Source organism: Enterobacter sp. BNK-29 (assembly GCF_048684785.1).
GTDB classification, from domain to species: domain Bacteria; phylum Pseudomonadota; class Gammaproteobacteria; order Enterobacterales; family Enterobacteriaceae; genus Enterobacter; species Enterobacter cloacae_M.
Genome location: NZ_JBLQTU010000001.1, coordinates 3,793,530 through 3,816,638 on the forward strand (window position 1 = coordinate 3,793,530; position 23,109 = coordinate 3,816,638).

Annotated in this window: 23 protein-coding genes; 8 read left to right on the forward strand and 15 right to left on the reverse strand. The window is 53.5% G+C overall.

Going from position 1 to position 23,109, the window contains the following annotated elements; all coding sequences use genetic code 11:
• Positions 1-31: 31 nt before the first annotated feature.
• From potD to potA, 4 genes are read right to left on the reverse strand one after another with little or no spacing between them, the layout of a single operon-like run.
• Positions 32-1,066: a spermidine/putrescine ABC transporter substrate-binding protein PotD gene (gene potD, locus ACMGGX_RS18110; protein WP_121931266.1), complete on the reverse strand. Its 1,035-nt coding sequence runs from the start codon at positions 1,064-1,066 to the stop codon at positions 32-34.
• Entirely contained in the window at positions 1,063-1,854 is a 792-nt protein-coding gene (gene potC, locus ACMGGX_RS18115) for a spermidine/putrescine ABC transporter permease PotC (protein ID WP_029739855.1), read from the reverse strand. Before potC ends, potD begins: the two co-directional genes overlap by 4 nt.
• A complete protein-coding gene (gene potB, locus ACMGGX_RS18120; RefSeq protein ID WP_023311177.1) occupies positions 1,851-2,708 on the reverse strand; it encodes a spermidine/putrescine ABC transporter permease PotB in 858 nt (285 codons plus the stop codon). The genes potC and potB overlap by 4 nt, the downstream gene beginning before the upstream one ends.
• On the reverse strand, positions 2,692-3,840 hold the full coding sequence (potA, locus tag ACMGGX_RS18125; protein ID WP_172421426.1) for a spermidine/putrescine ABC transporter ATP-binding protein PotA: 1,149 nt from the start codon (positions 3,838-3,840) through the stop codon (positions 2,692-2,694). Before potA ends, potB begins: the two co-directional genes overlap by 17 nt.
• A gap of 237 nt (positions 3,841-4,077) precedes the next feature.
• On the opposite strand from potA, the gene pepT reads away from it, so the two are divergent.
• Positions 4,078-5,301: a peptidase T gene (pepT, locus tag ACMGGX_RS18130; RefSeq protein WP_032665021.1), complete on the forward strand. Its 1,224-nt coding sequence runs from the start codon at positions 4,078-4,080 to the stop codon at positions 5,299-5,301.
• A gap of 96 nt (positions 5,302-5,397) precedes the next feature.
• Positions 5,398-5,889 (forward strand): REP-associated tyrosine transposase, encoded by a 492-nt coding sequence (locus ACMGGX_RS18135; protein ID WP_181594842.1) that lies wholly within the window; start codon positions 5,398-5,400, stop codon positions 5,887-5,889.
• A gap of 87 nt (positions 5,890-5,976) precedes the next feature.
• Here ACMGGX_RS18135 and ACMGGX_RS18140 read toward each other — a convergent pair whose 3' ends face one another.
• From ACMGGX_RS18140 to rluE, 8 genes are all read right to left on the reverse strand, one after another.
• Positions 5,977-7,098 (reverse strand): cupin domain-containing protein, encoded by a 1,122-nt coding sequence (locus ACMGGX_RS18140; protein ID WP_023311180.1) that lies wholly within the window; start codon positions 7,096-7,098, stop codon positions 5,977-5,979.
• A 92-nt stretch (positions 7,099-7,190) separates the two neighbouring features.
• Positions 7,191-8,654 (reverse strand): two-component system sensor histidine kinase PhoQ, encoded by a 1,464-nt coding sequence (gene phoQ / locus ACMGGX_RS18145; RefSeq protein ID WP_420298689.1) that lies wholly within the window; start codon positions 8,652-8,654, stop codon positions 7,191-7,193.
• Complete coding sequence (gene phoP, locus ACMGGX_RS18150; protein ID WP_028019015.1) at positions 8,655-9,326, reverse strand: two-component system response regulator PhoP; 672 nt, start codon at positions 9,324-9,326, stop codon at positions 8,655-8,657.
• A gap of 123 nt (positions 9,327-9,449) precedes the next feature.
• Positions 9,450-10,820 (reverse strand): adenylosuccinate lyase, encoded by a 1,371-nt coding sequence (purB, locus tag ACMGGX_RS18155; protein ID WP_420298690.1) that lies wholly within the window; start codon positions 10,818-10,820, stop codon positions 9,450-9,452.
• Between the two features lie 19 nt (positions 10,821-10,839).
• Positions 10,840-11,469, reverse strand: a complete 630-nt coding sequence (hflD, locus tag ACMGGX_RS18160) for a high frequency lysogenization protein HflD (protein ID WP_023311236.1) — start codon at positions 11,467-11,469, stop codon at positions 10,840-10,842.
• 26 nt (positions 11,470-11,495) lie between these two features.
• The gene (gene mnmA / locus ACMGGX_RS18165) at positions 11,496-12,608 is read right to left on the reverse strand and encodes a tRNA 2-thiouridine(34) synthase MnmA (RefSeq protein WP_032657963.1); all 1,113 of its coding nucleotides are present in this window, start codon (positions 12,606-12,608) and stop codon (positions 11,496-11,498) included.
• 40 nt (positions 12,609-12,648) lie between these two features.
• Complete coding sequence (locus tag ACMGGX_RS18170) at positions 12,649-13,122, reverse strand: NUDIX hydrolase (RefSeq protein WP_181594873.1); 474 nt, start codon at positions 13,120-13,122, stop codon at positions 12,649-12,651.
• Positions 13,123-13,131: 9 nt separating this feature from the next.
• Positions 13,132-13,785 carry a 23S rRNA pseudouridine(2457) synthase RluE gene (rluE, locus tag ACMGGX_RS18175; RefSeq protein WP_023311239.1) on the reverse strand — a complete coding sequence of 218 codons (654 nt, stop codon included), beginning with the start codon at positions 13,783-13,785 and terminating at the stop codon, positions 13,132-13,134.
• 117 nt (positions 13,786-13,902) lie between these two features.
• On the opposite strand from rluE, the gene icd reads away from it, so the two are divergent.
• The 3 genes from icd (at position 13,903) to ACMGGX_RS18190 (ending at position 15,898) form a co-directional block, all read left to right on the forward strand.
• Positions 13,903-15,153 (forward strand): NADP-dependent isocitrate dehydrogenase, encoded by a 1,251-nt coding sequence (gene icd / locus ACMGGX_RS18180; RefSeq protein WP_032657958.1) that lies wholly within the window; start codon positions 13,903-13,905, stop codon positions 15,151-15,153.
• Positions 15,154-15,230: 77 nt separating this feature from the next.
• Positions 15,231-15,578, forward strand: coding sequence for a DUF1304 domain-containing protein (locus ACMGGX_RS18185; protein WP_348560944.1), 348 nt, complete (start codon positions 15,231-15,233; stop codon positions 15,576-15,578).
• A 74-nt stretch (positions 15,579-15,652) separates the two neighbouring features.
• On the forward strand, positions 15,653-15,898 hold the full coding sequence (locus tag ACMGGX_RS18190) for a DUF2543 family protein (RefSeq protein ID WP_063440335.1): 246 nt from the start codon (positions 15,653-15,655) through the stop codon (positions 15,896-15,898).
• A 290-nt stretch (positions 15,899-16,188) separates the two neighbouring features.
• Here ACMGGX_RS18190 and ACMGGX_RS18195 read toward each other — a convergent pair whose 3' ends face one another.
• A complete protein-coding gene (locus ACMGGX_RS18195; protein ID WP_420298691.1) occupies positions 16,189-17,688 on the reverse strand; it encodes an EAL domain-containing protein in 1,500 nt (499 codons plus the stop codon).
• A 205-nt stretch (positions 17,689-17,893) separates the two neighbouring features.
• Between ACMGGX_RS18195 and ACMGGX_RS18200 the strand changes: the two genes are divergently transcribed.
• The 3 genes from ACMGGX_RS18200 (at position 17,894) to ACMGGX_RS18210 (ending at position 21,575) form a co-directional block, all read left to right on the forward strand.
• Positions 17,894-19,444, forward strand: coding sequence for an EAL domain-containing protein (locus tag ACMGGX_RS18200; RefSeq protein ID WP_420298692.1), 1,551 nt, complete (start codon positions 17,894-17,896; stop codon positions 19,442-19,444).
• Between the two features lie 113 nt (positions 19,445-19,557).
• Positions 19,558-21,042, forward strand: a complete 1,485-nt coding sequence (locus ACMGGX_RS18205; RefSeq protein WP_407065665.1) for a sensor domain-containing diguanylate cyclase — start codon at positions 19,558-19,560, stop codon at positions 21,040-21,042.
• Between the two features lie 284 nt (positions 21,043-21,326).
• Entirely contained in the window at positions 21,327-21,575 is a 249-nt protein-coding gene (locus ACMGGX_RS18210; protein ID WP_006174788.1) for a GlsB/YeaQ/YmgE family stress response membrane protein, read from the forward strand.
• A 130-nt stretch (positions 21,576-21,705) separates the two neighbouring features.
• Here the strand turns inward: ACMGGX_RS18210 and ACMGGX_RS18215 are convergent, their stop codons facing one another.
• Together ACMGGX_RS18215 and ACMGGX_RS18220 are read right to left on the reverse strand one after the other, a co-directional pair.
• On the reverse strand, positions 21,706-21,804 hold the full coding sequence (locus tag ACMGGX_RS18215; RefSeq protein WP_029739841.1) for a YoaK family small membrane protein: 99 nt from the start codon (positions 21,802-21,804) through the stop codon (positions 21,706-21,708).
• A gap of 45 nt (positions 21,805-21,849) precedes the next feature.
• Complete coding sequence (locus tag ACMGGX_RS18220; RefSeq protein ID WP_032658325.1) at positions 21,850-22,878, reverse strand: sensor domain-containing diguanylate cyclase; 1,029 nt, start codon at positions 22,876-22,878, stop codon at positions 21,850-21,852.
• Positions 22,879-23,109: the final 231 nt, after the last annotated feature.

The window sequence follows — 23,109 nt, forward strand, 5'->3', positions numbered from 1 at the left end:
ACAGGCGGCGTGAGGAAGAACGCGATACCGTTTATCGGCCCGCTTTTAATTTCTGGTAATACTCTTCGTAGAGGCGGCTGGCGTCACCGACATCGTTCTGCCATTCACCTTTGCTGATGGTTTCGGCATCCGGGTAGAGCGATTTATCGTTAGCTACCTCAGGCTTCAGCAGCTTGCGTGCGGCGAGGTTTGGCGTCGGGTAGCCAATCGTCTCGGCAACCTGTTTCGCTACGTCCGGGCGCAGCAGGAAGTTAATCAGCTTGTGCGCCCCTTCAACATTTTTCGCGTTGGCGGGGATCGCAAGGCTGTCCATCCAGAAGATCCCGCCTTCTTTCGGCCAGACCACCTCAAGCGGCGTACCGGCCTGGCGGGCAACATACGCGGAGCCGTTCCACACCATCCCCAGGTTCACTTCGCCTTCCATATACGGGTTTGCCGGGTTATCAGAATTAAACGCCGCCACGTTAGGCATCAGCTTTTTCAGCTCGGCATATGCCGCTTCAATCTCTTTAGGATCCGTCGTGTTGCCCGAGTAGCCCAGCTTGCGCAGCGCGACCTGGAACACTTCACGCGCGTCGTCGGTTAACAGCAGGCTACCCTTGTACTCTGGTTTCCAGAGATCGGCCCAGCTTGTCACCGTTTTTGGATCGACGGCCTCGCTGTTCACGCCAATCGCGGTTGCTCCCCAGATGTACGGAATGGAGTAGTCGTTATTCGGGTCGAACGGCTTGTTGAGCATCTCTGGATCGAGGTTTGAAAAATGGGTTAGCTTCGTTTTGTCGATCTTCTGGATCATGCCCTCTTTGCGCATTTTGTCGACAAAGTAGGTGGAAGGAACGACCAGATCGTACGCGCCGTCTTTGTAGGTTTTCAGCTTGGCGTACATGGTTTCATTCGACTCGTAGGTCGAGTAGATAACCTTGATGCCCGTCTCCTTTGTGAACTGTTCCAGCAGGCCCGGCGGCACGTACTCGGTCCAGTTGTAGAAGTAGAGCGTTTTGCTGTCATCAGCGTGCGCGGCACCCATGCCAAGTACCAGCGCCGCAGCGGCGAGCATTTTTTTCATTTCATTGTCCCCTGAGATTTTGTTTTATCACGAGCAATAACCTGGCTGGCAATCACCAGAACCAGCGAAAACACCAGCAGAATGGTCGCCAGCGCGTTCACCTCCGGTGAGACGCCGACTTTCACCATTGAATAGATCTTCAACGGCAGAATTTCATAGCTCGGACCGGTGACGAAGGAGGACACGACCACGTCATCCATCGACAGGGTGAAGCTAAGAAGCCATCCGGCCGCCACGGCGGGCATCGCCAGCGGCAGGATGATTTTGCGCAGGATGATCATCTCGCTGGCGCCCAGATCTTTCGCCGCCTCCAGCATGCGCACGTCGAACCCTTTCAGGCGCGCGAAAACGGTCACCACCACAAACGGCAGGCAGAAGGTGATGTGCGAGAACAGCAGCGACCAGAAGCCAAGCTGTACGCCCAGCAGCATAAACAGCACCAGCAGCGAAATGGCCATCACGATGTCCGGCGACATCATCACCACAAACAGCATGCCGCTGACGAACGGTTTGCCGCGAAAGCGATAGCGGTACAGCGCCACGGCGGTGAGCGAGCCAATCAGCGTCGCGAAGGTGGCGGAGAAGATCGCCATCGTCAGCGAGTGCTGCGCGGCCTGCAGGAGGCTATCGTTGTTCATCAGCAGGCTGTACCAGCTAGTGGTAAAGCCCTGCCAGTTAATCCCGAACCGTGAGCTGTTAAACGAGTTCACGATCAAAATAACGATCGGGATATAGAGATAGGCATAAATGGCGGTCATAAAACCGCCGCGAAGCAGTCGACCGATCATTCGAGTTCCACCTTTTTATTCAGCAAGCGTGAGGCGCGCCAGTAGACCAACAGCATCAGGCCCATGACCACCGTCAGCGTAATGCTGGTCGCGGACCCGAACGGCCAGTCGCGGATGTTCAGGAACTGGCTCTTGATCACGTTACCGATCAGCAGGTTTTTCGCGCCGCCCATCAGATCCGACACGTAGAACAACCCCATCGCCGGAAGCATTACCAGCAAACAGCCCGCAATAATGCCGGGCATGGTCAGCGGGATAATAATGCGGATGAAGGTCTGCAGCTTGTTAGCGCCCAGATCTTTTGCCGCCTCCAGCAGCGGTTTATCCAGCTTCTCGATGCTGGAGTAGAGCGGCATCACCATAAACGGCAGCAGGATATAGACCAGGCCGACAATCACCGCGCTCGGGGTAAACATGATGCGGATCGGCGTATCAATCACTCCCAGCCACAGCAGAAATTCGTTGAGATAGCCTTTAGTGCTAAGGAAGATCTTCAGCCCGTAAATGCGGATTAACGAGTTGGTCCAGAAGGGAACAATCAGTAAAAACAGCAGCAAGGGCCGCACCTTTTGCGGCAGGCCCGCGAGGAACCATGCGAAAGGATACCCCAGCACCAGACAGGCAAGGGTGGCAATCAGCGCCATGTTGAGCGAGTGCAGCAGCACGTCAAAATAGAGCGGATCGAGCAGGCGCGCGTAGTTGTCCAGCGTAAAGACCAGCGAAACGAAGCTAGCGTCGTCGCGGGTCAGAAAGCTGGTGGCAACGATCATCAGGTTGGGCAAAAAGACAAACAGCACAAGCCAACCGACGATCGTGGCAATCACCACATTCTGGAATTTACTTGTGTTCTTCATCAGCCAGCACAACCTCCCAGCTTTCAACCCAGTTGATAACCATTTTCTGGTCGAGAGAGTGGTCGAAGTCAGGGTCGTCTTCGTTAAAGAATTCGCTGACCATCACCATTTTGCCGTTCTCCAGCTCGACAACGGACTCCAGCGTCATCCCTTTGTAGTTGCGCTCGCGGATATAGCCAATCAACCCTTCGGCCTCGGTATTGCCGTGAATTTCATCGACGCGCAGATCTTCCGGGCGTAGCAGAACGTTGAGCTTTTGTCCCTTTTCGACGGGGAAATTCACCGTGATATTGCACTCGCGTCCTTCGACGCTGGCGCGCACGCGCTGGTCGTCCAGACGCTCAATCACCGTGGCGTCGAAAATATTGATCTCGCCAATGAAGCTGGCGACAAACAGATTCTTCGGCTCTTCGTAGATTTCGCGCGGCGTGCCGTCCTGCTCGATTTTGCCGTCGCGCATCACCACGATGCGGTCGGACATGGTCAGGGCCTCTTCCTGATCGTGGGTGACAAACACAAAGGTAATACCGAGCTTGCGCTGCAGGGCTTTGAGCTCGTTCTGCATCTGCTTGCGCAGCTTGTAATCCAGCGCCGAGAGGGATTCATCCAGCAGGAGCAGGCGCGGCTTGTTGACCACGGCGCGGGCGATGGCCACGCGCTGCTGCTGGCCGCCGGAAAGCTGATGGGGTTTACGCTGGGCAAACGTCTCAAGCTGCACCATGCGCAGGGCGTCGGTGACGCGCGGTTCGATCTCGTTCGCAGGCGTTTTTTGCATCCGCAGGCCAAACGCCACGTTTTCAAACACGGTCATGTGCGGGAACAGGGCGTAGCTCTGAAAGACGGTATTGACGTGGCGGTCTTCGGCAGGAACTTGGGTGATGTCCTGGTTTTCAAGATGGATATGGCCGTTATCGACGCTTTCCAGCCCGGCGATAAGGCGCAGTACGGTTGTTTTGCCGCAGCCCGAGGGGCCAAGCAGCGTCAGAAACTCACCGTCATTGATGGTCAGAGTGAGGTCGGAAATGACATCTTTGCCATCAAAGCTTTTACGAATTCGTTCCAGTTGCACCAGCGGTGAACGTGAACGGGATTGTGTATTCAATTTTTGCGCTGTCCCATATAGACGCCTCAGGCAGCAGACTGAAGCGGGGTTTGTGTGTAACCACCTTGGTGACTCGTAATGAGGGCGGACATTCTACGGCAATCCCCTGCGATCGCCAAACCTTGTCACTGATTCATAAGCTACATTTACTAACGCATAACCATATAAACGGAAAATATTCTCGTTTGCGGGATAAAAGTGACCTGACGCAATATTTGCGTTTTGATGCTTATTGATAATGTTGTCACAAAAAGTGAGGGTGACTGCATGGATAAATTACTTGAGCGTTTTTTACAGTACGTTTCGCTGGATACCCAATCTAAGCCGGGTGTTCGCCAGGTGCCCAGCACCGAAGGCCAGTGGAAGTTATTAAACCTGCTTAAAGAGCAGCTTGACGCCATGGGGCTGGTCAACGTCACGTTAAGCGAAAAAGGCACTGTGATGGCAACGCTGCCGGCGAATGTCCAGGGTGATATTCCGGCGATTGGCTTTATCTCCCATGTCGACACCTCTCCGGATTTTAGCGGTAAACATGTGAACCCACAGATTGTGGAAAACTACCGCGGCGGCGACATTGCGCTGGGCATTGGCGACGAGGTGCTCTCGCCGGTGATGTTCCCCGTGCTGCACCAGCTGCTGGGCCAGACGCTGATCACCACCGACGGTAAAACGCTGCTGGGGGCGGATGACAAGGCGGGTATCGCGGAGATCATGACCGCGCTGGCGGTGCTGAAGGGCAAAAATATCCCGCACGGGGATATCCGCGTGGCCTTTACGCCGGACGAAGAGGTCGGCAAGGGCGCGAAGCACTTCGACGTGGAGGCCTTTAACGCGCAGTGGGCCTATACCGTCGACGGCGGCGGCGTCGGTGAACTGGAGTATGAAAACTTCAATGCCGCGTCCGTCACGATCAAAATTGTCGGCAACAACGTTCACCCCGGCTCGGCGAAAGGCGTCATGGTGAACGCGCTGTCGCTGGCGTCGCGAATTCATGCAGAAGTCCCGGCGGAAGAGAGCCCGGAACAGACCGAAGGGTATGAAGGGTTCTATCACCTGACCAGCATCAAAGGCACCGTGGACAGCGCGCAGATGCACTACATCATCCGCGATTTCGACCGCAAAGCCTTTGAGGCGCGCAAGCGTAAGATGATGGAGATCGCCAAGAAGGTCGGTAAAGGATTACACCCTGATTGCTATATTGAGCTGATCATTGAAGACAGCTATTACAACATGCGCGAGAAGGTGATGGCGCATCCGCATATTCTCGATATCGCCCAGCAGGCGATGCGCGACTGCGATATCGAACCGCAGCTGAAGCCGATTCGCGGCGGCACCGACGGTTCTCAGCTGTCGTTTATGGGGCTGCCGTGCCCGAACCTGTTTACCGGTGGCTACAACTACCATGGTAAGCATGAGTTTGTGACGCTGGAAGGGATGGAAAAAGCGGTGAAGGTGATAGTGCGGATAGCGGAGTTAACCGCGAAGCGGTAAGAAAAAGCCCGGTGGCGCTACGCTTACCGGGCCTACGATCCGAATGTAGGCCGGGTAAGGCGAAGCCGCCACCCGGCATTGAGGCAAGGAGTGCCCATGTCAAACTATCGTCGCCACTACGTTCCCGGCGGCACATGGTTTTTCACCGTCAACCTGCAAAATCGTCAGAGCGATTTGCTTACTCGCCATATCGATAGCCTGCGTTCCGCCACCTTAACGGTTAAGCGTGTTAAGCCCTTCATCATCAACGCGTGGGTTATTTTGCCTGAACACATGCACTGTATCTGGACCCTACCGGATGGCGACAGTGATTTTTCTGCCCGCTGGCGCGACATCAAAAAGACGTTCAGCCGCAACATCGACATGCGCCATATCTGGCAGCCACGATTCTGGGAACACACTATCCGTAACGAAGAGGACTACCGGCGGCATGTGGATTACATTTACATCAATCCGATGAAGCACGGCTATGTGAGTAAAGTCAGCGACTGGCCGTTTTCAACGTTTCATCGGGACGTGGCTGAAGGGTTGTATCCGGTGGATTGGGCGGGAGAGAGCGAGGATTTTGCAGCGGGGGAGCGGAGATAAAAACGCCCGGTGGCGCTACGCTTACCGGGCCTACATTCGGATCGTAGGCCGGGTAAGGCGAAGCCGCCACCCGGCAAATATCACGACTCAGTCCTCAAAGAACCAGTACCCGCTGTTGACCAGCGCGGCCAGCATCGCGAGGAAGGAAGGATCTTCCAGCGCATCGCCAAAGGTGTCGGCAGTCAGCACCAGATGGCTGGCAATGGCTTCCAGCGCCGGACGGTGCGGAGAGTCCAGCTTCTCGCCGTTGACGAACACCTCTTCACCAATGCGCAGCACGCGCAACCCGCCCAAACGGGTCAGCTTATCGCCCTGCTGAAGTGCATCATAAATCTCGTCAGCCTGATAAGGCGGCTCCGGCGGCGCAACGTCCAGCTCATGGCGAGACTGGCTGATAAACTCACCAAACCACTGTTTAAAGTGCTCCGGCTCGTTGATCAAATCCAGCATCATGCCGCGCAGCTTATCGAGTTCTTCTGGCAGAATATCCGCCGGATGCTCGCGCGCAGGCACATCAGGGTCGCTGTAACGATAGCTGCCCAGCTCGCGTTGCAGAACGTAGTCGGCAAATCCGCTGATCATCTCGCGGCCGCTCGGCGCGCGGAACCCCACGGAGTAGTTGAGTGAGTTTTCCAGGGAGTAGCCTTCGTGAGGGAATCCCGGCGGGATGTAGAGAATATCGCCCGGCTCCAGCTCTTCGTCGATAATCCCTTCAAACGGGTCAACCTGAAGCAGGTCAGGATGCGGGCAGTGCTGCTTCATCGGCACTTTTTCGCCCACGCGCCAGCGGCGGCGGCCCGTACCCTGAATGATGAACACGTCGTACTGGTCAAGATGTGGACCTACGCCGCCGCCCGGCACGGAGAAGGAGATCATCAGATCGTCCATGCGCCAGTCGGGCAGGGCGCGGAACGGGCGCATTAATGCGGCAGTGGGCTCGTGCCAGTGGTTGACCGCCTGCACCAGCAGCGACCAGTTGTTTTCACCGAGGTGATCGTAGCTTTCGAAAGGACCGTGGCTAACCTGCCATTTCCCGTCCTGGTGGCTGACCAGACGGCTGTCGACTTCGTTTTCCATGGCCAGACCTGCCAGCTCGTCAGGCGAGATAGGGTCGACAAAATTGCTGAACCCGCGTTTCAGAACCACCGGGCGTTTTTGCCAGTAACGTTCAATAAACTCGGGCCAGTTAAGCGTTAAGTGATAATCCATAATTTTTTTATTCCGCAGGCTCTTACTGACTCGGATTATAACGGAAGCTCAGCCCCCCGGCTGCGAGATCCTCGCATTTTTCACATAACGGGTTAACTATCGTTCAATGTGGGCTGCTGGCGACCAAAAATAACCTCCATTCTGGCGCCGCCCAGCAGGCTTTCACTGGTTTCTATTTTCCCGTCGTACTGGTCGACAATCTCACGGGCGACGGCCAATCCTACGCCCTGGCCAGGACGTAGCGTATCGGCGCGCTGACCGCGATCGAACACCACGTCACGCTTATTGCGCGGGATGCCCGGACCATCATCCTCAACGATAATATGCAGTTCGGTTTCCGTCTGACGCGCAGACACTTCCACGAACTCCAGGCAGTATTTGCAGGCGTTATCCAGCAGGTTACCCATCACCTCCATGAAGTCATTTTTTTCACCCACAAAGCTTATCTCTGGCGAGATATCGAGGCTGATGTTCACCCCTTTACGCTGATACACCTTGTTGAGGGCGGACGTGAGGTTATCCAGAAGCGGGGCTACCGGGTGCAGCTCGCGGCTCAGAAGCGCGCTGCCGGAACGCATGCTGGCGCGGTGCAGGTAATAGCCAATTTGCTGGGAAATACGGCTGATCTGCTCCAGCATCACCGGCTCGGCATCATCGACGCTCAGCTTCGAACTGCGCATTGAACGCAGGGTACTTTGCATGACGGCCAGCGGAGTTTTCAGGCTGTGGGTCAGGTCGGTAAGGGTGGTACGGTATTTATCGTAGCGTTCGCGTTCACTTTTCAGCAGGCGGTTGAGGTTACGCACCAGGCTGGTGAGCTCACGGGTGGTTTCCGGGTTCAGCTTCTCGCGATGATGTTCTTCCAGCTCACGAACCTCTTTCGCCAGTGACTCAATGGGGCGCAAGCTCCACCACGCCGCTACCCACAGCAGCGGGATCACCAGCAGGAGATTCGCAGCCAGAACGTAGATGAACCAGCTCCAGACCATATAAGAACGCTTCAGCTCGACCGGGATGGTGTCGATCACCACGATGGTCAGCTGCGGCATGTTCAGCGTCGCCGGATAGAGGTTAATCGCGACGGAGTGCGTCATCTCCGTTTCGGCGTTGTCGGCGCGGATCTCGTTCAGCTTTTGCTGCAGGGAGCGATCTTCACGGATCAGCGAGCTGGTGGTGTTGAGATCGGCTTCAATTTCATGAAACCCGTTGGTTTTGAGCCAGTCCGGACGAATGCTTTTGACCAGCCATGGGATGTCGCGCTGCGCCCACAGCAATTTCCCCTTTTCGTCATAAATCAGGGCCAGCGTAGGGCTCTGCTGGTTGAGGTTTTCCGGCATTTCGACGGTGATTCGGTTGTTTTCCCACTTCGCCAGGGTATAAAACAGATTGCTTTCGCCACGCAACAGGCGAAAGGTGGTTTTATCAAAGCTGACGCTGTAGCCCACCAGGGCGACCATGCCGTAGGAGAGCGACAGCACCAGCACGACGGCGGCTGTTGCCAGTAAGAAACGAACCCGCAGCGAGAGGGGCAGTATGTGGCGTAAAATCCCTCTCATTTAGCGTAATTCGAACAGGTAGCCCTGGCCACGGACGGTGGTAATCACATCCTGCGGATACTGCGCCTGAATTTTCTTACGCAAACGACCCATCAGCACGTCAATGGTATGGCTCTCGCGCAGTTCAGCATCAGGGTAAAGCTGGAGCATTAAGGAATCTTTGCTCACCACTTTGCCATTGTTACGGATCAGCGTTTCCATGATGGTGTATTCGAAGGCGGTGAGCTTAATCACTTCATCATTGATCGCTAATTCCCGGCGGGAGAGATCGACCTGGAATGGCGGGATGGAAATAACCTGTGAAGCCAGCCCGCTGTTGCGGCGTAACAGCGCCTGCATGCGCGCCGCCACCTCTTCAATATGAAACGGCTTGGTGACGTAATCGTCTGCACCCGCGCTGAGCACTTCGACCTTATCCTGCCAGCCTTCACGGGCGGTCAGAACCAGAACCGGCAGGGAGACATCGTGGCTGCGCCAGCGGCGAATTAACGACAGACCGTCTTCGTCAGGCAAGCCTAAATCGACAATGGCGATATCCGGCAGGTGTTCATTGAGATAATAATCGGCTTCTTTTGCATCTTCAGCATCGTCCACCTGATGTCCCATCTCCTGAAGCTGAACCTTCAGGTGATGGCGTAGCAATGCGTTATCCTCAACAACCAGTACGCGCATCATCTCTTCTCCCTAAATAATTGGTATGAATAGTTTAACGCTGATTATGTTGTTGTGGGGATAAACATTGAGTAAACCGGGGAAAAGCATCCCCCTTTTCGGGCGAAAAGGGGGAGAGGGGCGTTACTTCAGCTCGTCGACCATGGTGATGGCGCGGCCAATGTAGTTCGCCGGGGTCATCGCCTTCAGGCGCGTTTTCTCTTCTTCCGGCAGCGCCAGACCGTCGATAAACTGCTTCATGCCTTCGGCGTCAACGCGTTTTCCGCGGGTCAGCTCTTTCAGCTTCTCGTACGGTTTTTCGATACCGTAACGGCGCATCACGGTCTGGATTGGCTCCGCCAGCACTTCCCAGTTGTGGTCCAGCTCGTCCAGCAGACGGTCACGGTTCACTTCCAGTTTGCTCACGCCTTTCAGGGTGGACTGATACGCGATCAGCGCGTAGCCGATGCCCACGCCCAGGTTACGCAGTACGGTGGAGTCGGTCAGGTCGCGCTGCCAGCGGGATACCGGCAGTTTGCTTGCCATATGCTGCAGCACGGCGTTCGCCAGGCCCAGGTTGCCTTCGGAGTTTTCGAAGTCGATTGGGTTTACCTTGTGCGGCATGGTGGAAGAGCCGATTTCACCGGCGATGGTTTTCTGCTTGAAGTGGTTCAGGGCGATGTAGCCCCACACGTCACGATCGAAGTCGATCAGGATGGTGTTAAAGCGGGCGATACAGTCAAACAGTTCGGCGATATAGTCGTGCGGCTCAATCTGCGTGGTGTACGGGTTCCACTGAATGCCCAGAGAGGTCACGAACTCTTCGCTGAACTGGTGCCAGTCCACTTCCGGATAAGCGGCGATGTGGGCGTTATAGTTACCGACCGCGCCGTTGATTTTGCCGAGGATCTCAACCTGCTCCAGCTGACGGTACTGGCGCTCCATGCGGTACGCGACGTTCGCCATCTCTTTACCCATCGTGGATGGGGTGGCTGGCTGGCCGTGGGTACGGGAGAGCAGCGGAATGTCGCGGTATTCCGCGGACAGCGCTTTTACCGCGTCGATGATTTTACGCCAGTAAGGCAGCACCACCTCTTTACGCGCGGTGGAGAGCATCAGCGCGTGAGACAGGTTGTTGATGTCTTCAGAGGTACAGGCGAAGTGAATGAACTCAGACACGGCGTGCAGCGCAGGGACGCTTTCCACTTTCTCTTTCAGGAAGTACTCAACCGCTTTCACGTCGTGGTTGGTGGTGCGTTCGATGGTTTTAATGCGCGCGGCGTCTTGTTCGCTAAACTCGGCAACGATTTTATCAAGGTAATCGTTTGCCTTTTCGTCAAAAGCAGGAACTTCCTTGATTGCTGCCTGGGCGGCCAGCTTCTGCAGCCAGCGTACTTCAACCTGAACACGGAACTTCAGCAAACCATATTCGCTGAAGATCCCGCGCAGCGCGCTGACTTTATCGCCGTAGCGTCCATCGACAGGGGATACGGCGGTCAGTGAGGATAATTCCATAATTCGCAACTCCGGGAGGTTAACAATGAGCAAGAATTTGTTTTGCCTGAGTGGTCAGGCGATTACGAGAAAACATTAACTGCAGGCGGCCACCGCCCACCTGGTGCCACAGCACGGCGGCGCGGATCCCTGCCAGCAGGGACGCGCGCACTTTTGCCTGTACCTGCGGACTTTGCAGCACGGCAGGGGATCCGGTGACCTGAATACGCGGGCCCAGCGGGCTGATGACGTCAACATAAATGCCGGCCATAGCGCTCAGCAGCGTTTCCGACTGCAGGTCAAAATGGTCGAGCTGACGCTGCAGCCCGGCAATGCGATCGCCCAGCGTATTCATTGCGCCTTTTGCGGCGTTCAGCTTACGTTCCAGCACCATCAGGCTCAACGTGTAGCGGGTCAGCTCCGCGTTTAATCCCTGACGGCTGCTGGCGTTAAGCACGCCCAGCAGAGTTTCAAGACCGAGACGAAGATTGGTTTCACTGCCGCCGAACACGCCCAGGGTCGAGCCGGGGTTGAGATCGATAACGCTGTTCAGCGAAACGTGCAGGGCGTCAGCGTCGCAATGACCCTGATGCGCCAGCTGTTGCACCAGACGGGCTGACTGGCAAATTCCCGCCAGCGCCAGGGTGATGTCATAGTAGTTCTTCGCCACACGGTCTCCTTTATGTGTGAATCGTATTAAACAGCAGGCAGCGGCAGGCGCTGTTCAATGATCCCGCCGCCCAGGCAGATCTCACCGCTGTAGAAGACAGCAGACTGACCCGGGGTGACGGCGGCGACCGGCTCGTCGAAACGCACGTCAATGCGATCGTCATCAAGCGCGGTAATGGTGCATGGAATATCGGTCTGACGGTAGCGTGTTTTCACCGTGCAGCGCAGCGTGCCTTTCAGCGGCTCACGATCGACCCAGTGCAGCTGCTGCGCGATAAGGCCAACGGACATCAGACGCGGATGATCGTGTCCCTGGGCAACAACCAGAATATTGTTTTCGACGTCTTTGTCGACAACATACCATGGATCTTCGCTACCTTCTTTGGTCCCGCCAATACCCAGACCTTTACGCTGGCCGAGCGTGTGGTACATCAGCCCCTGATGCTGGCCAATCTCTTCCCCGTCGACGGTGACAATTTTACCCGGCTGTGCAGGCAGGTAACGTCCCAGGAAATCGCGGAATTTGCGCTCGCCGATGAAGCAGATGCCGGTAGAGTCTTTTTTCTTCGCGGTGATCAGATCCAGCTCTTCGGCGATTTTACGCACCTGCGGCTTTTCCAGCTCGCCGACCGGGAACAGGCTCTGGGCGATTTGCTCGTGGCTCAGCGTATAGAGGAAATAGCTTTGATCTTTGTTGCCGTCCAGACCGCGCAGCAGCTGGCTTTTGCCATTCACGTCTGCACGGCGCACGTAGTGACCGGTCGCAATATAGTCTGCGCCCAAATCTTCTGCGGCGAATTCCAGGAAGGCCTTAAATTTGATCTCTTTGTTGCACAGAATATCCGGGTTCGGCGTGCGGCCCGCTTTGTACTCTTCGAGGAACAGTTCAAAAACGTTATCCCAGTATTCTGCGGCAAAGTTAACGGTGTGCAGCTCAATGCCGAGCTTATCGCATACGGCCTGCGCGTCGGCGAGATCCGCTGCGGCGGTGCAGTATTCCTCGCCATCATCTTCCTCCCAGTTCTTCATGAACAGGCCCTCCACCTTATAGCCCTGTTGCTGTAACAGGTAGGCGGAAACGGAGGAATCGACACCGCCGGACATGCCGACGATCACTTTTTTCTGGCTGTTATCTGACATGGAATACTCACGACATTGAACTTCAAGGCGGCGTATTCTATCACGCCCCCCCACCATTGGCACCCTCTGTAAACGGCCAGTTAAATGCGCCGATAATATCCAGCGGCAGGCGTGCGCCTGACTGCCAGCAGCGAATGCTTTCCGCAACCAGCGGCGAGCGCAGGTTTGGCGCGTTCAGGATCTCGTCGGCCGTGACCCACAGACAGCGGTCGATATCGTCATCCTGCGGCTCTGTGGCGCACGTTTCGCTAAGCTCAACGGCGAATAAAAAGCGCAAGAAGGGCGTATGGTCAGGTGCAATCCACTGATGCATACGGATGAAGTGCTGAGGCTCAGCGCGAATGCCGGTCTCTTCCCATAGCTCGCGTTTTGCTGCCTGCAGTAGGGTCTCATTGGCTTCAAGGTGTCCGGCAGGCTGGTTCCACAGCGCTTTGCCGTTAATGCTCTCTTCGACAACAAGGAATTTACCCCGGGCGTGGACCACGCAGGCAACCGTGACATGAGGTTTAAACATAGTGACTCCTTAAGGGGTAACGTCGCGCCATTCGCCGTTTGCCAGCGTTTCCAGGGTGTAGCTGCCCATGGCGTAGCGAATCAGACGCAGGGTAGGGAAGCCGACGTGTGCGGTCATGCGCCGAACCTGGCGGTTGCGGCCTTCATAAAGGGTTATTTTGAGCCAGCTTGTTGGAATGGATTTGCGTTCACGAATCGGCGGGTTGCGCGGCCAAAGCCACTCCGGTTCATTCACGCGTTCAATACCCGCCGGCAGGGTTGGGCCGTCGTTCAACGTCACGCCGCTGCGTAGCGCTGCCAGCGTCGCGTCATCCGGCTCGCCTTCCACCTGGACGAAGTAAATTTTGCCGGTGCGTTTGCCCGGCTGCGTGAGCTTCGCCTGCAACGCGCCGTCGTTGGTTAAGACCAGAAGGCCTTCGCTGTCGCGGTCCAGGCGCCCGGCGGCGTAGACGCCCTGAACGGGGATGTAGTCCTTCAGCGTGCTGCGCCCGGCCTCGTCGGTGAACTGCGGCAAAACATCGTAGGGTTTATTGAACAAAATAACCCGCTTCGGCTGGGTTTCCTGCGGTCTTCTGGCGGCTTGTCGCGAGCTGAATCGCTCAACCCGGTGTTTTGTAAAAGAAGTTTTCTTCATGGTATTTTCAGGCGTTATCAATTGCCGCATTATAGCCTAATAACGAAGACCTTTCATGGCGCAGGACAATCAGGTACTATCGAAGGGCTCATTACAATTTATTAACATAAGATCAGTAACAACCAGAAGCGCTCGAAGGAGAGGTTAATGGAAAGCAAAGTAGTTGTTCCGGCGGAAGGTAAAAAGATCACCCTGCAAAACGGCAAGATTAACGTTCCTCACAATCCGATTATCCCGTTCATCGAAGGTGACGGTATCGGTGTAGACGTTACCCCGGCGATGCTGAAAGTGGTTGATGCCGCTGTTGAGAAAGCCTACAAAGGCGAGCGTAAAATTTCCTGGATGGAAATTTACACCGGTGAGAAATCTACTCAAGTTTATGGCCAGGACGTCTGGCTGCCAGCAGAAACGCTGGACCTGATCCGCGACTACCGCGTTGCTATTAAAGGCCCACTGACGACGCCAGTTGGCGGCGGTATCCGTTCCCTGAACGTGGCACTGCGTCAGGAGCTGGACCTGTACGTGTGTCTGCGTCCGGTTCGTTACTATCAGGGCACCCCAAGCCCGGTTAAGCACCCTGAACTGACCGATATGGTTATCTTCCGCGAAAACTCAGAAGACATCTACGCGGGTATCGAATGGAAAGCGGACTCTGCTGACGCAGAAAAAGTGATTAAATTCCTGCGCGAAGAGATGGGCGTGAAGAAGATTCGCTTCCCTGAGCATTGCGGTATCGGCATCAAGCCATGCTCTGAAGACGGTACTAAACGTCTCGTGCGTGCGGCCATCGAATACGCGATCACCAACGACCGTGACTCTGTGACTCTGGTTCACAAAGGCAACATCATGAAGTTCACCGAAGGCGCGTTCAAAGACTGGGGCTACCAGTTGGCGAAAGAAGAGTTCGGCGGTGAGCTGATCGACGGTGGCCCATGGCAGAAGATTAAGAACCCGAACACCGGCAAAGAGATCATCATTAAAGATGTGATCGCCGATGCGTTCCTGCAGCAGATCCTGCTGCGTCCTGCAGAATATGACGTAATTGCCTGTATGAACCTGAACGGTGACTACATCTCTGACGCCCTGGCAGCACAGGTTGGCGGTATCGGTATCGCCCCTGGCGCGAACATCGGTGACGAGTGCGCCCTGTTCGAAGCGACCCACGGTACTGCACCTAAATACGCGGGCCAGGACAAAGTGAACCCAGGCTCTATCATCCTGTCCGCAGAGATGATGCTGCGTCATATGGAATGGTTCGAAGCCGCAGACCTGATCGTTAAAGGTATGGAAGGCGCGATCAACGCGAAAACCGTAACCTATGACTTCGAACGTCTGATGGAAGGCGCTAAGCTGCTGAAATGCTCAGAGTTTGGCGACGCGATTATCGCGAACATGTAATCCAGATTCTGGGTTAAACAAGAGCGGGGGCCTGAGGGTTCCCGTTTTTTTTGCCTCTGCCTGCGGGAGACAACACGATGTTAGCCACCGTCCTTATCGCTGTCGTTGCATTCATCCATCTTTACATTCTTGTGCTGGAAATGTTCCTGTGGGATACGAAAACAGGGCACAAGGCCTTTAATCTGCGTCCTGATTTTGCGCGCGACACCCGCGTTCTGGCCGCGAATCAGGGGCTGTATAACGGTTTTCTGGCTGCCGGTCTGCTCTGGAGCCTCTGGCTCGGCGAAAAGGGTATTCAGGTGGCCATCTTCTTCCTGACCTGCGTGCTGATCGCCGGGCTCTTTGGCGCAGCCACCGCCAGCCGAAAAATTTTGTATGTACAGGCCGCGCCCGCTCTCGCAGCGCTGCTTGCGTTAATCATCTGAAGCAATGCTTTGGTTGAGATTAGGCGTCCGATATACTGATGGCTTTACCCGTAAAGATTAGCGACGAGACAGATATGAACAACGATATCCCACTGAAATATTATGACATTGCCGATGAGTACGCGACGGAAGCCGCTGAGCAGGTCGCTGAGTCAGAGCGCGACGCGCTGGCACATTATTTCCAGCTGCTGCTCACCCGTTTATCGAATAATGAGGAGATTAGCGAGGAAGCCCAGCAGGAGATGGCCACTGAGGCCGGGATCCGTGCGGGTCGCATCGATGATATTGCGAACTTCCTCAATCAGTGGGGAAATGAATAGTCTGCTTCAAAAGCCGTTATGCTGATGCTTGGCGATACAGCTCAGCATCACGCTATCGGACCACATGCATTTTTTCCGCAGAATATGCGACGCGGGGGCGTCTATAAACAGCGCGAAAATAACGGTCAGACAAAAGAGTACCACTGGTAATAGTAAGGATAATTTCACGTTTTTAACCAAAATATGAGTGTGCTTCAGGGTAATCTACCGTCTGAATGTGACGACTATATGTTTTTGCGTAAAAAATAGAAATGCCCGACTGGAAAAAAACGGACGCGCAAGGCTTCGGATTACGGTGCGACCCCGGTGAGTCGCTTCGCCAGCTCGCTTCGGGTGAGTGCTTTTGAAAAATACCATCCCTGAATCAACGCATCAGGATATCTGCTTGCAATAAACCGATATTGAATTTCATTTTCCACGCCCTCGAAAACAAGCGTTTTATTCAATCTTGCAAGGGCATCGCTGAAGATTACAAAGATGTTTTGCTTATAATGCTCGCTGATGCCGTCCACCAGCGACTTATCGATTTTGATTTCATCATATTCAAGCAGCGAAAGGCGGGCGAGGTTCGAGTTCTGCACGCCAAAATCATCTATTGATATTTTAACGCCGAGCGATTTCAGCTCCTGACAGAATCCCTCGAGGATATCTGCCGTGGAAACGGCTTTCTCAGAGAGTTCGACCTTCATCAGCGAAAGGGGAAGGTGGTTGGCAAAACACGCGCGGCGCAAAATAGTAATGAACTGTCCATCTTCAATTTCCTTGTGCCCAACGTTTATTGAGACTATCAGCTGGTGTTTTATCGCCAGTGGGGCAATTTCGGAAAGGGATTTTTCGATAATATTACTGTAATATTTTTTATACAGACCGATCTTCTTAATTAATGGGATAAACAGCTCCGGAGAGACGTCCCCGTGCTTTTGATCGCGCCATCTCGACAGAACTTCGACGCCCACGATTTTTTGATCGTGAATGCGAATAATGGGCTGATAGTTAACGCTGATGGTATTCGTGATGACGGCTTTTATCAGCGTACGTTCCAGAGAAAAACGGTCTTCATAGATACGGAAGATAAATAACGTTATCGCGATCCAGATAAAACAAAGTATGACCGCGAGAAGCGCAAAGATAAACGGAGGTAGCGAGGCCAGCCCGGCGTCGTGATGCTTCACGATGACGCACAGGTCCCAGAAGGCGCTGCACTGTGTCAGAGTCAGGGTAAACAACGTCGAATGCAGCCAGCTCTGCTGATTTAGCTCCGTGGCGGCCGAAAAAAAGACTCTGCCGAAGTCTTTGGTGGTAGCACTGAGCGAATAGCTTGCGGTGACCGGGGTGAATTTATCGTAAGCATAGCGGGAGGTGAAGATAATAATATTATTATAAATTGCCGCATTGCCCGTGAAAAAGTCTTTTCTCGAAAACTGGGCCAGGAGAAAGCCCCTCGGCGTTTTATGCAGTTCTGCAGGAAGTGCAACGGGCGTCGCGAGTTTCCCCCAAAAAGCGGTACAGACAATTTTTCCCTTCTCAATAAAGCCGATATCGGCAAAATAAAGATTATTAAGCTTAATTTGTCTGTAGCGATCGAGGCTGGTTTTATCACATCCCTGCGTCGTGATGCTTTTGAGACCCAGCGCCACGCTTTGGGACACGTCTTCTGAATAATGTAAAAGGGTACGGGATATTTCACGCTGTTTGCTCTTCTGCTGACCGATGATTACAGCATTGACCGCATAAAGAGACAGGAAGACCAGAAGCGTTGAAGCAATAGCAACGGCAATGAGCTTTTTCATTTTCCAGTTATCCAGTCCGCTCCCTGATTTCACAAATCTTAACACAGCCAGGGCAAGGAACAAGCCTGATAGTCACGTCATGTGAGTAAATGCCGGCAGGTGAACTCATACGAAAGTATCAGTTTTTTAAGACAATTCTCAGCTAAGCTATTTTCATTGTTATAAGCAATACCGGGTTAGCACAGGCTCTTCAACCAGAACATCCATGCTTGATTTTTCTATTAAGGAAAACATCGTGCGCAACGTGATGATCCCTATTCTTAGCGCTCTGTTTCTTTTTCTGAGCGGCATTTTGATTATTAACTGGCAGCTATGGCAGATGGCGAAGCTGAGTAATAGTCATACCGCCACGGCCAGCACCCAAAAAATAGAAAACATTCTGGCTGAAGCAGTCAGTGCGGCCAGCACGGCGAAGCGCGTTGCGGCCGAAGGGTGTACCAGTAGCGGACAGCTGGCGCTGGGGACAGAGGCAGCGCTAAAACCGCATCTGCGCGCCATCATGATCGAGCAGCAGGGTAAAATCATCTGTACTTCCCTTCCCGGGAATGGCGTGTTGATTATTCATCCTGAGACGTTACCTGCCGAAAAATTGATTCTGTTACCGGGCAGTCGACTGGTGAACGGCATTCCGGTGCTTGTCTTTCAGATGCCCATCGCGGGAGGGCGCGTCATCGTCAGCATCAGTGACGCGCATTTGCAGGACGTCATTGCAAGCGCATCGAACAGCATGGATCTGGGGCTTGTTGTCGGCGAAAGCATGCTTGTTCGCAACGGTGCCGTGAGGGGCTGGAAAGCGGCTTCCTGGACGGGGGCGCTTACGGCATCAACGCAATTTCCCTTTAGCCTCGCCTGGCAACCTCCTGCCTTTTTCAGCCTGACGCGGCTTTTGCAACAGGGATGGAGCCTGATACTGCTTATTCTTGCGCTATCGGTGGCGGTGGGTATTTTGATCCGCCGATACAAGGGGAAAAGTACCTCGTTTGAAGACGACTTACGTAAGGCCATTTTGCAGGGGGAGATCGTGCCTTATTACCAGCCGATCGTGAACGGCGATACCGGCGGGTTATACGGCGTTGAGGTCCTGGCAAGATGGAAGCATCCAAAGTCAGGCTTTATCCCGCCGGATGTCTTTATTCCGATTGCCGAACGTAGCGGGTTGATTATACCGCTGACCAAAGGGTTAATGGCAAAAGTGGTTACCCAGCTTAAGCCGCTTTTGCCTAAGCTACCGGACGGGTTTCATATCGGGGTGAACATCAGCGCCAGACATATTAATGCGCCTTCATTTATCGGTGACTGCCGCGTCTTCGGGAAGGGGTTTCAGGGTAAAGAGGTCAAACTGGTTCTCGAGGTGACCGAGCGTGAACCGCTGATCGATAATCCCCACCTCGTGGAAAACCTCAACATGCTGCATAACGCCGGCTTTGTTATTGCCCTGGATGATTTTGGTACGGGTTATTCCGGGCTGTCATGCCTTAATGCGCTGGCCATTGATTATATTAAAATTGATAAAAGCTTTGTGAACCGGGTTTCAGAGGAAAAGGACTCAACGATCCTGCTGGACTGCGTCATTGACCTGGCGAAAAAACTCTCATTGCGCATTGTTGCTGAAGGCGTAGAAACAAAAGAGCAACTGGAGTATCTCAACCGTAATGAGATAACTCTGTTACAGGGATATTATTTTGGTAAGCCCGTCTCCTATATCGATTTTATTAAAGTCATTTTATCTAAACCCAGGGAGACCGTTAGTTTGTAAAACGAAATAAAGACGAGCTTCTGTTGTATGCTTAAGTGCAATTCATTTTCCTCTTATCCCGAGCTTTGTTACAGTGACAAGAGTTGTCAGCCAGGGATGTCAGGCGTGATAAGGTGGAAAAGCTCGTGCATGTGAAAAATACTTTTTACACAACAACCATTACCGTCATCATTGTCTCATTGATCATCTCGCTGTCGCTTGCCGTCCAAATTGCCACGTCCAGACAGCAGTCAATTCAGCAAATTAATACCAGCGTTGCTAACCTGAGCCATACCCTTGATGTCTACACCGAGGGGATCATGCGCCAAAGCGAAATGTTAATTACTACCGTTTCCGACATAATCGAAATTTATGGCATGACGCCGCAACAGGCGACCAATATTCAGCGGATGATAAATGATCAGGATAATCTTCTTACCCAGATTAATAATGTGGTTGTTTACGACGCTCAGGGCGATATCTTTACCGCGTTGCACGAAACTTTTACAGGCCCACGCAAAGGATCGGACAGGTCATTTTTTATCTATCACAAGGAAAATAAAAATCAGCAGATTTTTATTGGTGAGCCCGTGGTAAGCAGAACCAATGGCAAATGGGTCATTACCATTAGTCGTCGCCTTGAAACCCACACCGGGGCATTTAACGGTGTCGTGGTGGTGACGCTGGGTATCGAGAATTTCCTCGCGCTTTACGGGCAGATTAATATTGGTCACCTGGGCGTCATTGGCTTAACGACGCAATCCGGCGTGCTGCTGGTCCGTCACCCCTTTAAAAATACCTACGTCGGCACGATTTTTTCTGATTCACCCCTCTTCAGGAAATACCTAAAGGTACAAAATACTGGTATAGCCAGTTCCGTTTCGCGGTTTGATAAAATCGAACGCATTTACGCCTATGAAAAAAACCGACGCTACGGGCTGGTGACCACCGTGGCCGTCAGCATTGATGAAGCCCTCGCACCGTGGCGCAAGCAGGCCATTCAGCTGGCGCTACTCATTTTCGTTTTCACTGCGATACTTATCGTCGCGTCATACTTCCTGTATTCCGACTTATCCAGAAAAACCAGAGATAATAAGGCGCTGAAGATTATCGCTTCCGAGGATGCGTTGACCGGGCTGTACAATCGTCGCATCTTTGATGAAAGAATCCTCTCTGAAATCGCGACGTGTGCCGCACATGACGCAGCGATTTCGATACTGATTGTGGACGTGGACTACTTCAAAAAATACAACGATAACTACGGCCATCCGGAAGGGGACCGGTGTCTGGCGCTGCTGGGAAACAGTCTCAGGGAGAGCCTTACCCATGATAATCAGATTGTGGCGCGCTACGGCGGAGAGGAGTTTGCGCTGATATTACCTGATACGGATATCCAGGAGGCGCTTCGACTGGCGCAGACGATCATTCGCAACGTGTTTTCCCTGCAAATCGCGCATGCTTTTAGCCCCTTCGGACGGGTGACGGTAAGCGTCGGGATTTCCACCGCGCGTGCGGTCGACATCGCGGGCAGCCAGCAGAATATCATTATTGCCGCTGACCAGGCGCTCTACCAGGCAAAACGCGCAGGACGTAACCGGTACGCGTTTGTTGGGGTATGAACACAAAAAAAGCCCACTCAGGAGTGGGCAAAAAATACTGGAAGCAATGTGAGCAATGTCGTACTGAATACCTGAGTGTTACGCTCAACTATTCAGTGTTGAGAAAGATAATCTTTCTCAACAAAAGATGCAACCCCACAGTTTATGCGGCAGGCTCTTTTTGTTGGTGAATAATTGCGCACTCTCTCATTGTGATGCCTATCACAAATTTCCTTTCTGAAATCCTGTGCTATTCTTTTTTGTGTCGTTGATTTAATGACAAAAACCATACAGAGAGGAAAGTTATGGGAATTTTATCCTGGATTATCTTTGGGCTTATTGCGGGTATTCTGGCGAAGTGGATTATGCCGGGCAAAGATGGCGGTGGTTTTATCGTCACCGTAATACTGGGTATTATCGGCGCGGTAGTCGGCGGCTGGATCAGTACGCTGTTCGGTTTTGGCAAAGTCGATGGCTTTAACTTCGGCAGCTTTGCCGTCGCGGTCATCGGTGCGCTGGTTGTTCTGTTTATCTACAGAAAAATCAAAAGCTAAGGCTTAAAAGCGTTAAAAAAGGCTGCCAGATGGCGGCCTTTTTTACGTGGGGGGTTTACCACCAGCCAAGCTGCGCGCCGGCAAACGCCGCGATGGCAACGATCAGCATAATGAGGGTCGTTTTTCTCATTTATGCCCCAGGCGCCGCGTAACCACCGACAAAAAACCATGCTAAAAAAATCACCGCCGTTATAAAAATAACGACCGGGAAGAGGATCCCTATTCTCATATCATCACCTGTTTCGGTTCTTGTAACGCCGTAGAGTGTACGGGGTTAATCCATAGTGAGAAAGCGTGTTTTGCTTTTTCCTTTCTTATCCTGATACATCGCGACATCCGCGTCGCGTAATGCGCTGTCCGGATCGGTTACCCGAGGGTCCACTTCGATAACGCCGACGCTGGCGCCGGGGTAAATGAGGTTGACGCTACCCAGCCAGTATTCACCGGCAATACAGGCGCTGAGGCGCGTTTTGAGCAGCGTGACCTGCGCGTTATCTCCTTCGCTGTGGGATGTGCTCAATGACGCGACCAGAAACTCATCGCCGCCCAACCGGCCAATGATATCGTCCTGCTGTTTTTCTTCCGTCAGACGCTTGCCCACTTCAATCAGGAACTGGTCGCCAGCCTCGTGGCCGTAGCGATCGTTAATCAGCTTGAAATCATCCAGATCGATGAACGCGATGACGGTATTACGCTTAAGGTGCCGCGCCAGGGAAAACAGCGTGGTCAGATCTTCAAAAATGGCGCGACGGTTGGGTAAACCGGTAAGGGCATCCGTGTAAGAGTGCGCGATGAGGGCCGCATTGGCTTCGCGAAGCTGGGTTACCAGCGACTCTTTCTGAATGGACTGGGCAATCAGCCCGGCGAATAACTTCAGAACCTGTTCACCACGCTCGCTAAGCGGCTTTCTGGCGGTGCTGGTGGCACAAAGCGTTCCGTAGAGTGAACCATCCGCAAGATGGACAGGAATACTCATGTAGGTCGTAATGCCGAGCGCTTTCGCTGCCTCGCACTCCGGCCAGCGTTCGGGAACGTCGTTGCTGAATACGGTGTCGCTATCCAGCGCGCGCTTACACAGTGTTTCATCCCACGGTACGCTCAGCCCCTCAGGGATTGTCATCTGCTTGCTGTTGCGGGCGTAGAGGATATGCTGCAGTCGGGCTTCGATATCTACCTTGGTGAGGTAAGTCGACTCCATGTCAGTCACGATCTCCAGCATCTCCAGCAGCTGGCGAACGAGACCTTCAAGGGATTGTTCAGTGGCGAGGGTTTCTGAAACACGGGCAAGGATAATATCCGACATGACGTAGAATGACTCCCAGGCAGAAGACGTCTGCATCTGCATGTTATGCTGAGTTTTTAGACTTCAGGCATAGTAAAACATGAATATAAAAAATTTAATATATGCAGGGAGAGGGCAGCAGCAGAGAAAAAAGGCCCCGTTGTTGAGACCGGGGCAAAGACATCTTGATTACGGAATGATGTTCTCTGGTCATATCGAGAACATGCCACACTATAGTGTTGAAAAGTGCAG

Coding starts and splice junctions, on each gene's coding strand:
- potD (WP_121931266.1), bottom strand. CDS start 1,066: ATGAAAAAAATGCTCGCCGCTGCGGCGCTGGTACTTGGCATGGGTGCC.
- potC (WP_029739855.1), bottom strand. CDS start 1,854: ATGATCGGTCGACTGCTTCGCGGCGGTTTTATGACCGCCATTTATGCC.
- potB (WP_023311177.1), bottom strand. CDS start 2,708: ATGAAGAACACAAGTAAATTCCAGAATGTGGTGATTGCCACGATCGTC.
- pepT (WP_032665021.1), top strand. CDS start 4,078: ATGGATAAATTACTTGAGCGTTTTTTACAGTACGTTTCGCTGGATACC.
- ACMGGX_RS18135 (WP_181594842.1), top strand. CDS start 5,398: ATGTCAAACTATCGTCGCCACTACGTTCCCGGCGGCACATGGTTTTTC.
- ACMGGX_RS18140 (WP_023311180.1), bottom strand. CDS start 7,098: ATGGATTATCACTTAACGCTTAACTGGCCCGAGTTTATTGAACGTTAC.
- phoQ (WP_420298689.1), bottom strand. CDS start 8,654: ATGAGAGGGATTTTACGCCACATACTGCCCCTCTCGCTGCGGGTTCGT.
- phoP (WP_028019015.1), bottom strand. CDS start 9,326: ATGCGCGTACTGGTTGTTGAGGATAACGCATTGCTACGCCATCACCTG.
- purB (WP_420298690.1), bottom strand. CDS start 10,820: ATGGAATTATCCTCACTGACCGCCGTATCCCCTGTCGATGGACGCTAC.
- mnmA (WP_032657963.1), bottom strand. CDS start 12,608: ATGTCAGATAACAGCCAGAAAAAAGTGATCGTCGGCATGTCCGGCGGT.
- ACMGGX_RS18170 (WP_181594873.1), bottom strand. CDS start 13,122: ATGTTTAAACCTCATGTCACGGTTGCCTGCGTGGTCCACGCCCGGGGT.
- rluE (WP_023311239.1), bottom strand. CDS start 13,785: ATGCGGCAATTGATAACGCCTGAAAATACCATGAAGAAAACTTCTTTT.
- icd (WP_032657958.1), top strand. CDS start 13,903: ATGGAAAGCAAAGTAGTTGTTCCGGCGGAAGGTAAAAAGATCACCCTG.
- ACMGGX_RS18185 (WP_348560944.1), top strand. CDS start 15,231: ATGTTAGCCACCGTCCTTATCGCTGTCGTTGCATTCATCCATCTTTAC.
- ACMGGX_RS18190 (WP_063440335.1), top strand. CDS start 15,653: ATGAACAACGATATCCCACTGAAATATTATGACATTGCCGATGAGTAC.
- ACMGGX_RS18195 (WP_420298691.1), bottom strand. CDS start 17,688: ATGAAAAAGCTCATTGCCGTTGCTATTGCTTCAACGCTTCTGGTCTTC.
- ACMGGX_RS18200 (WP_420298692.1), top strand. CDS start 17,894: ATGCTTGATTTTTCTATTAAGGAAAACATCGTGCGCAACGTGATGATC.
- ACMGGX_RS18210 (WP_006174788.1), top strand. CDS start 21,327: ATGGGAATTTTATCCTGGATTATCTTTGGGCTTATTGCGGGTATTCTG.
- ACMGGX_RS18215 (WP_029739841.1), bottom strand. CDS start 21,804: ATGAGAATAGGGATCCTCTTCCCGGTCGTTATTTTTATAACGGCGGTG.
- ACMGGX_RS18220 (WP_032658325.1), bottom strand. CDS start 22,878: ATGTCGGATATTATCCTTGCCCGTGTTTCAGAAACCCTCGCCACTGAA.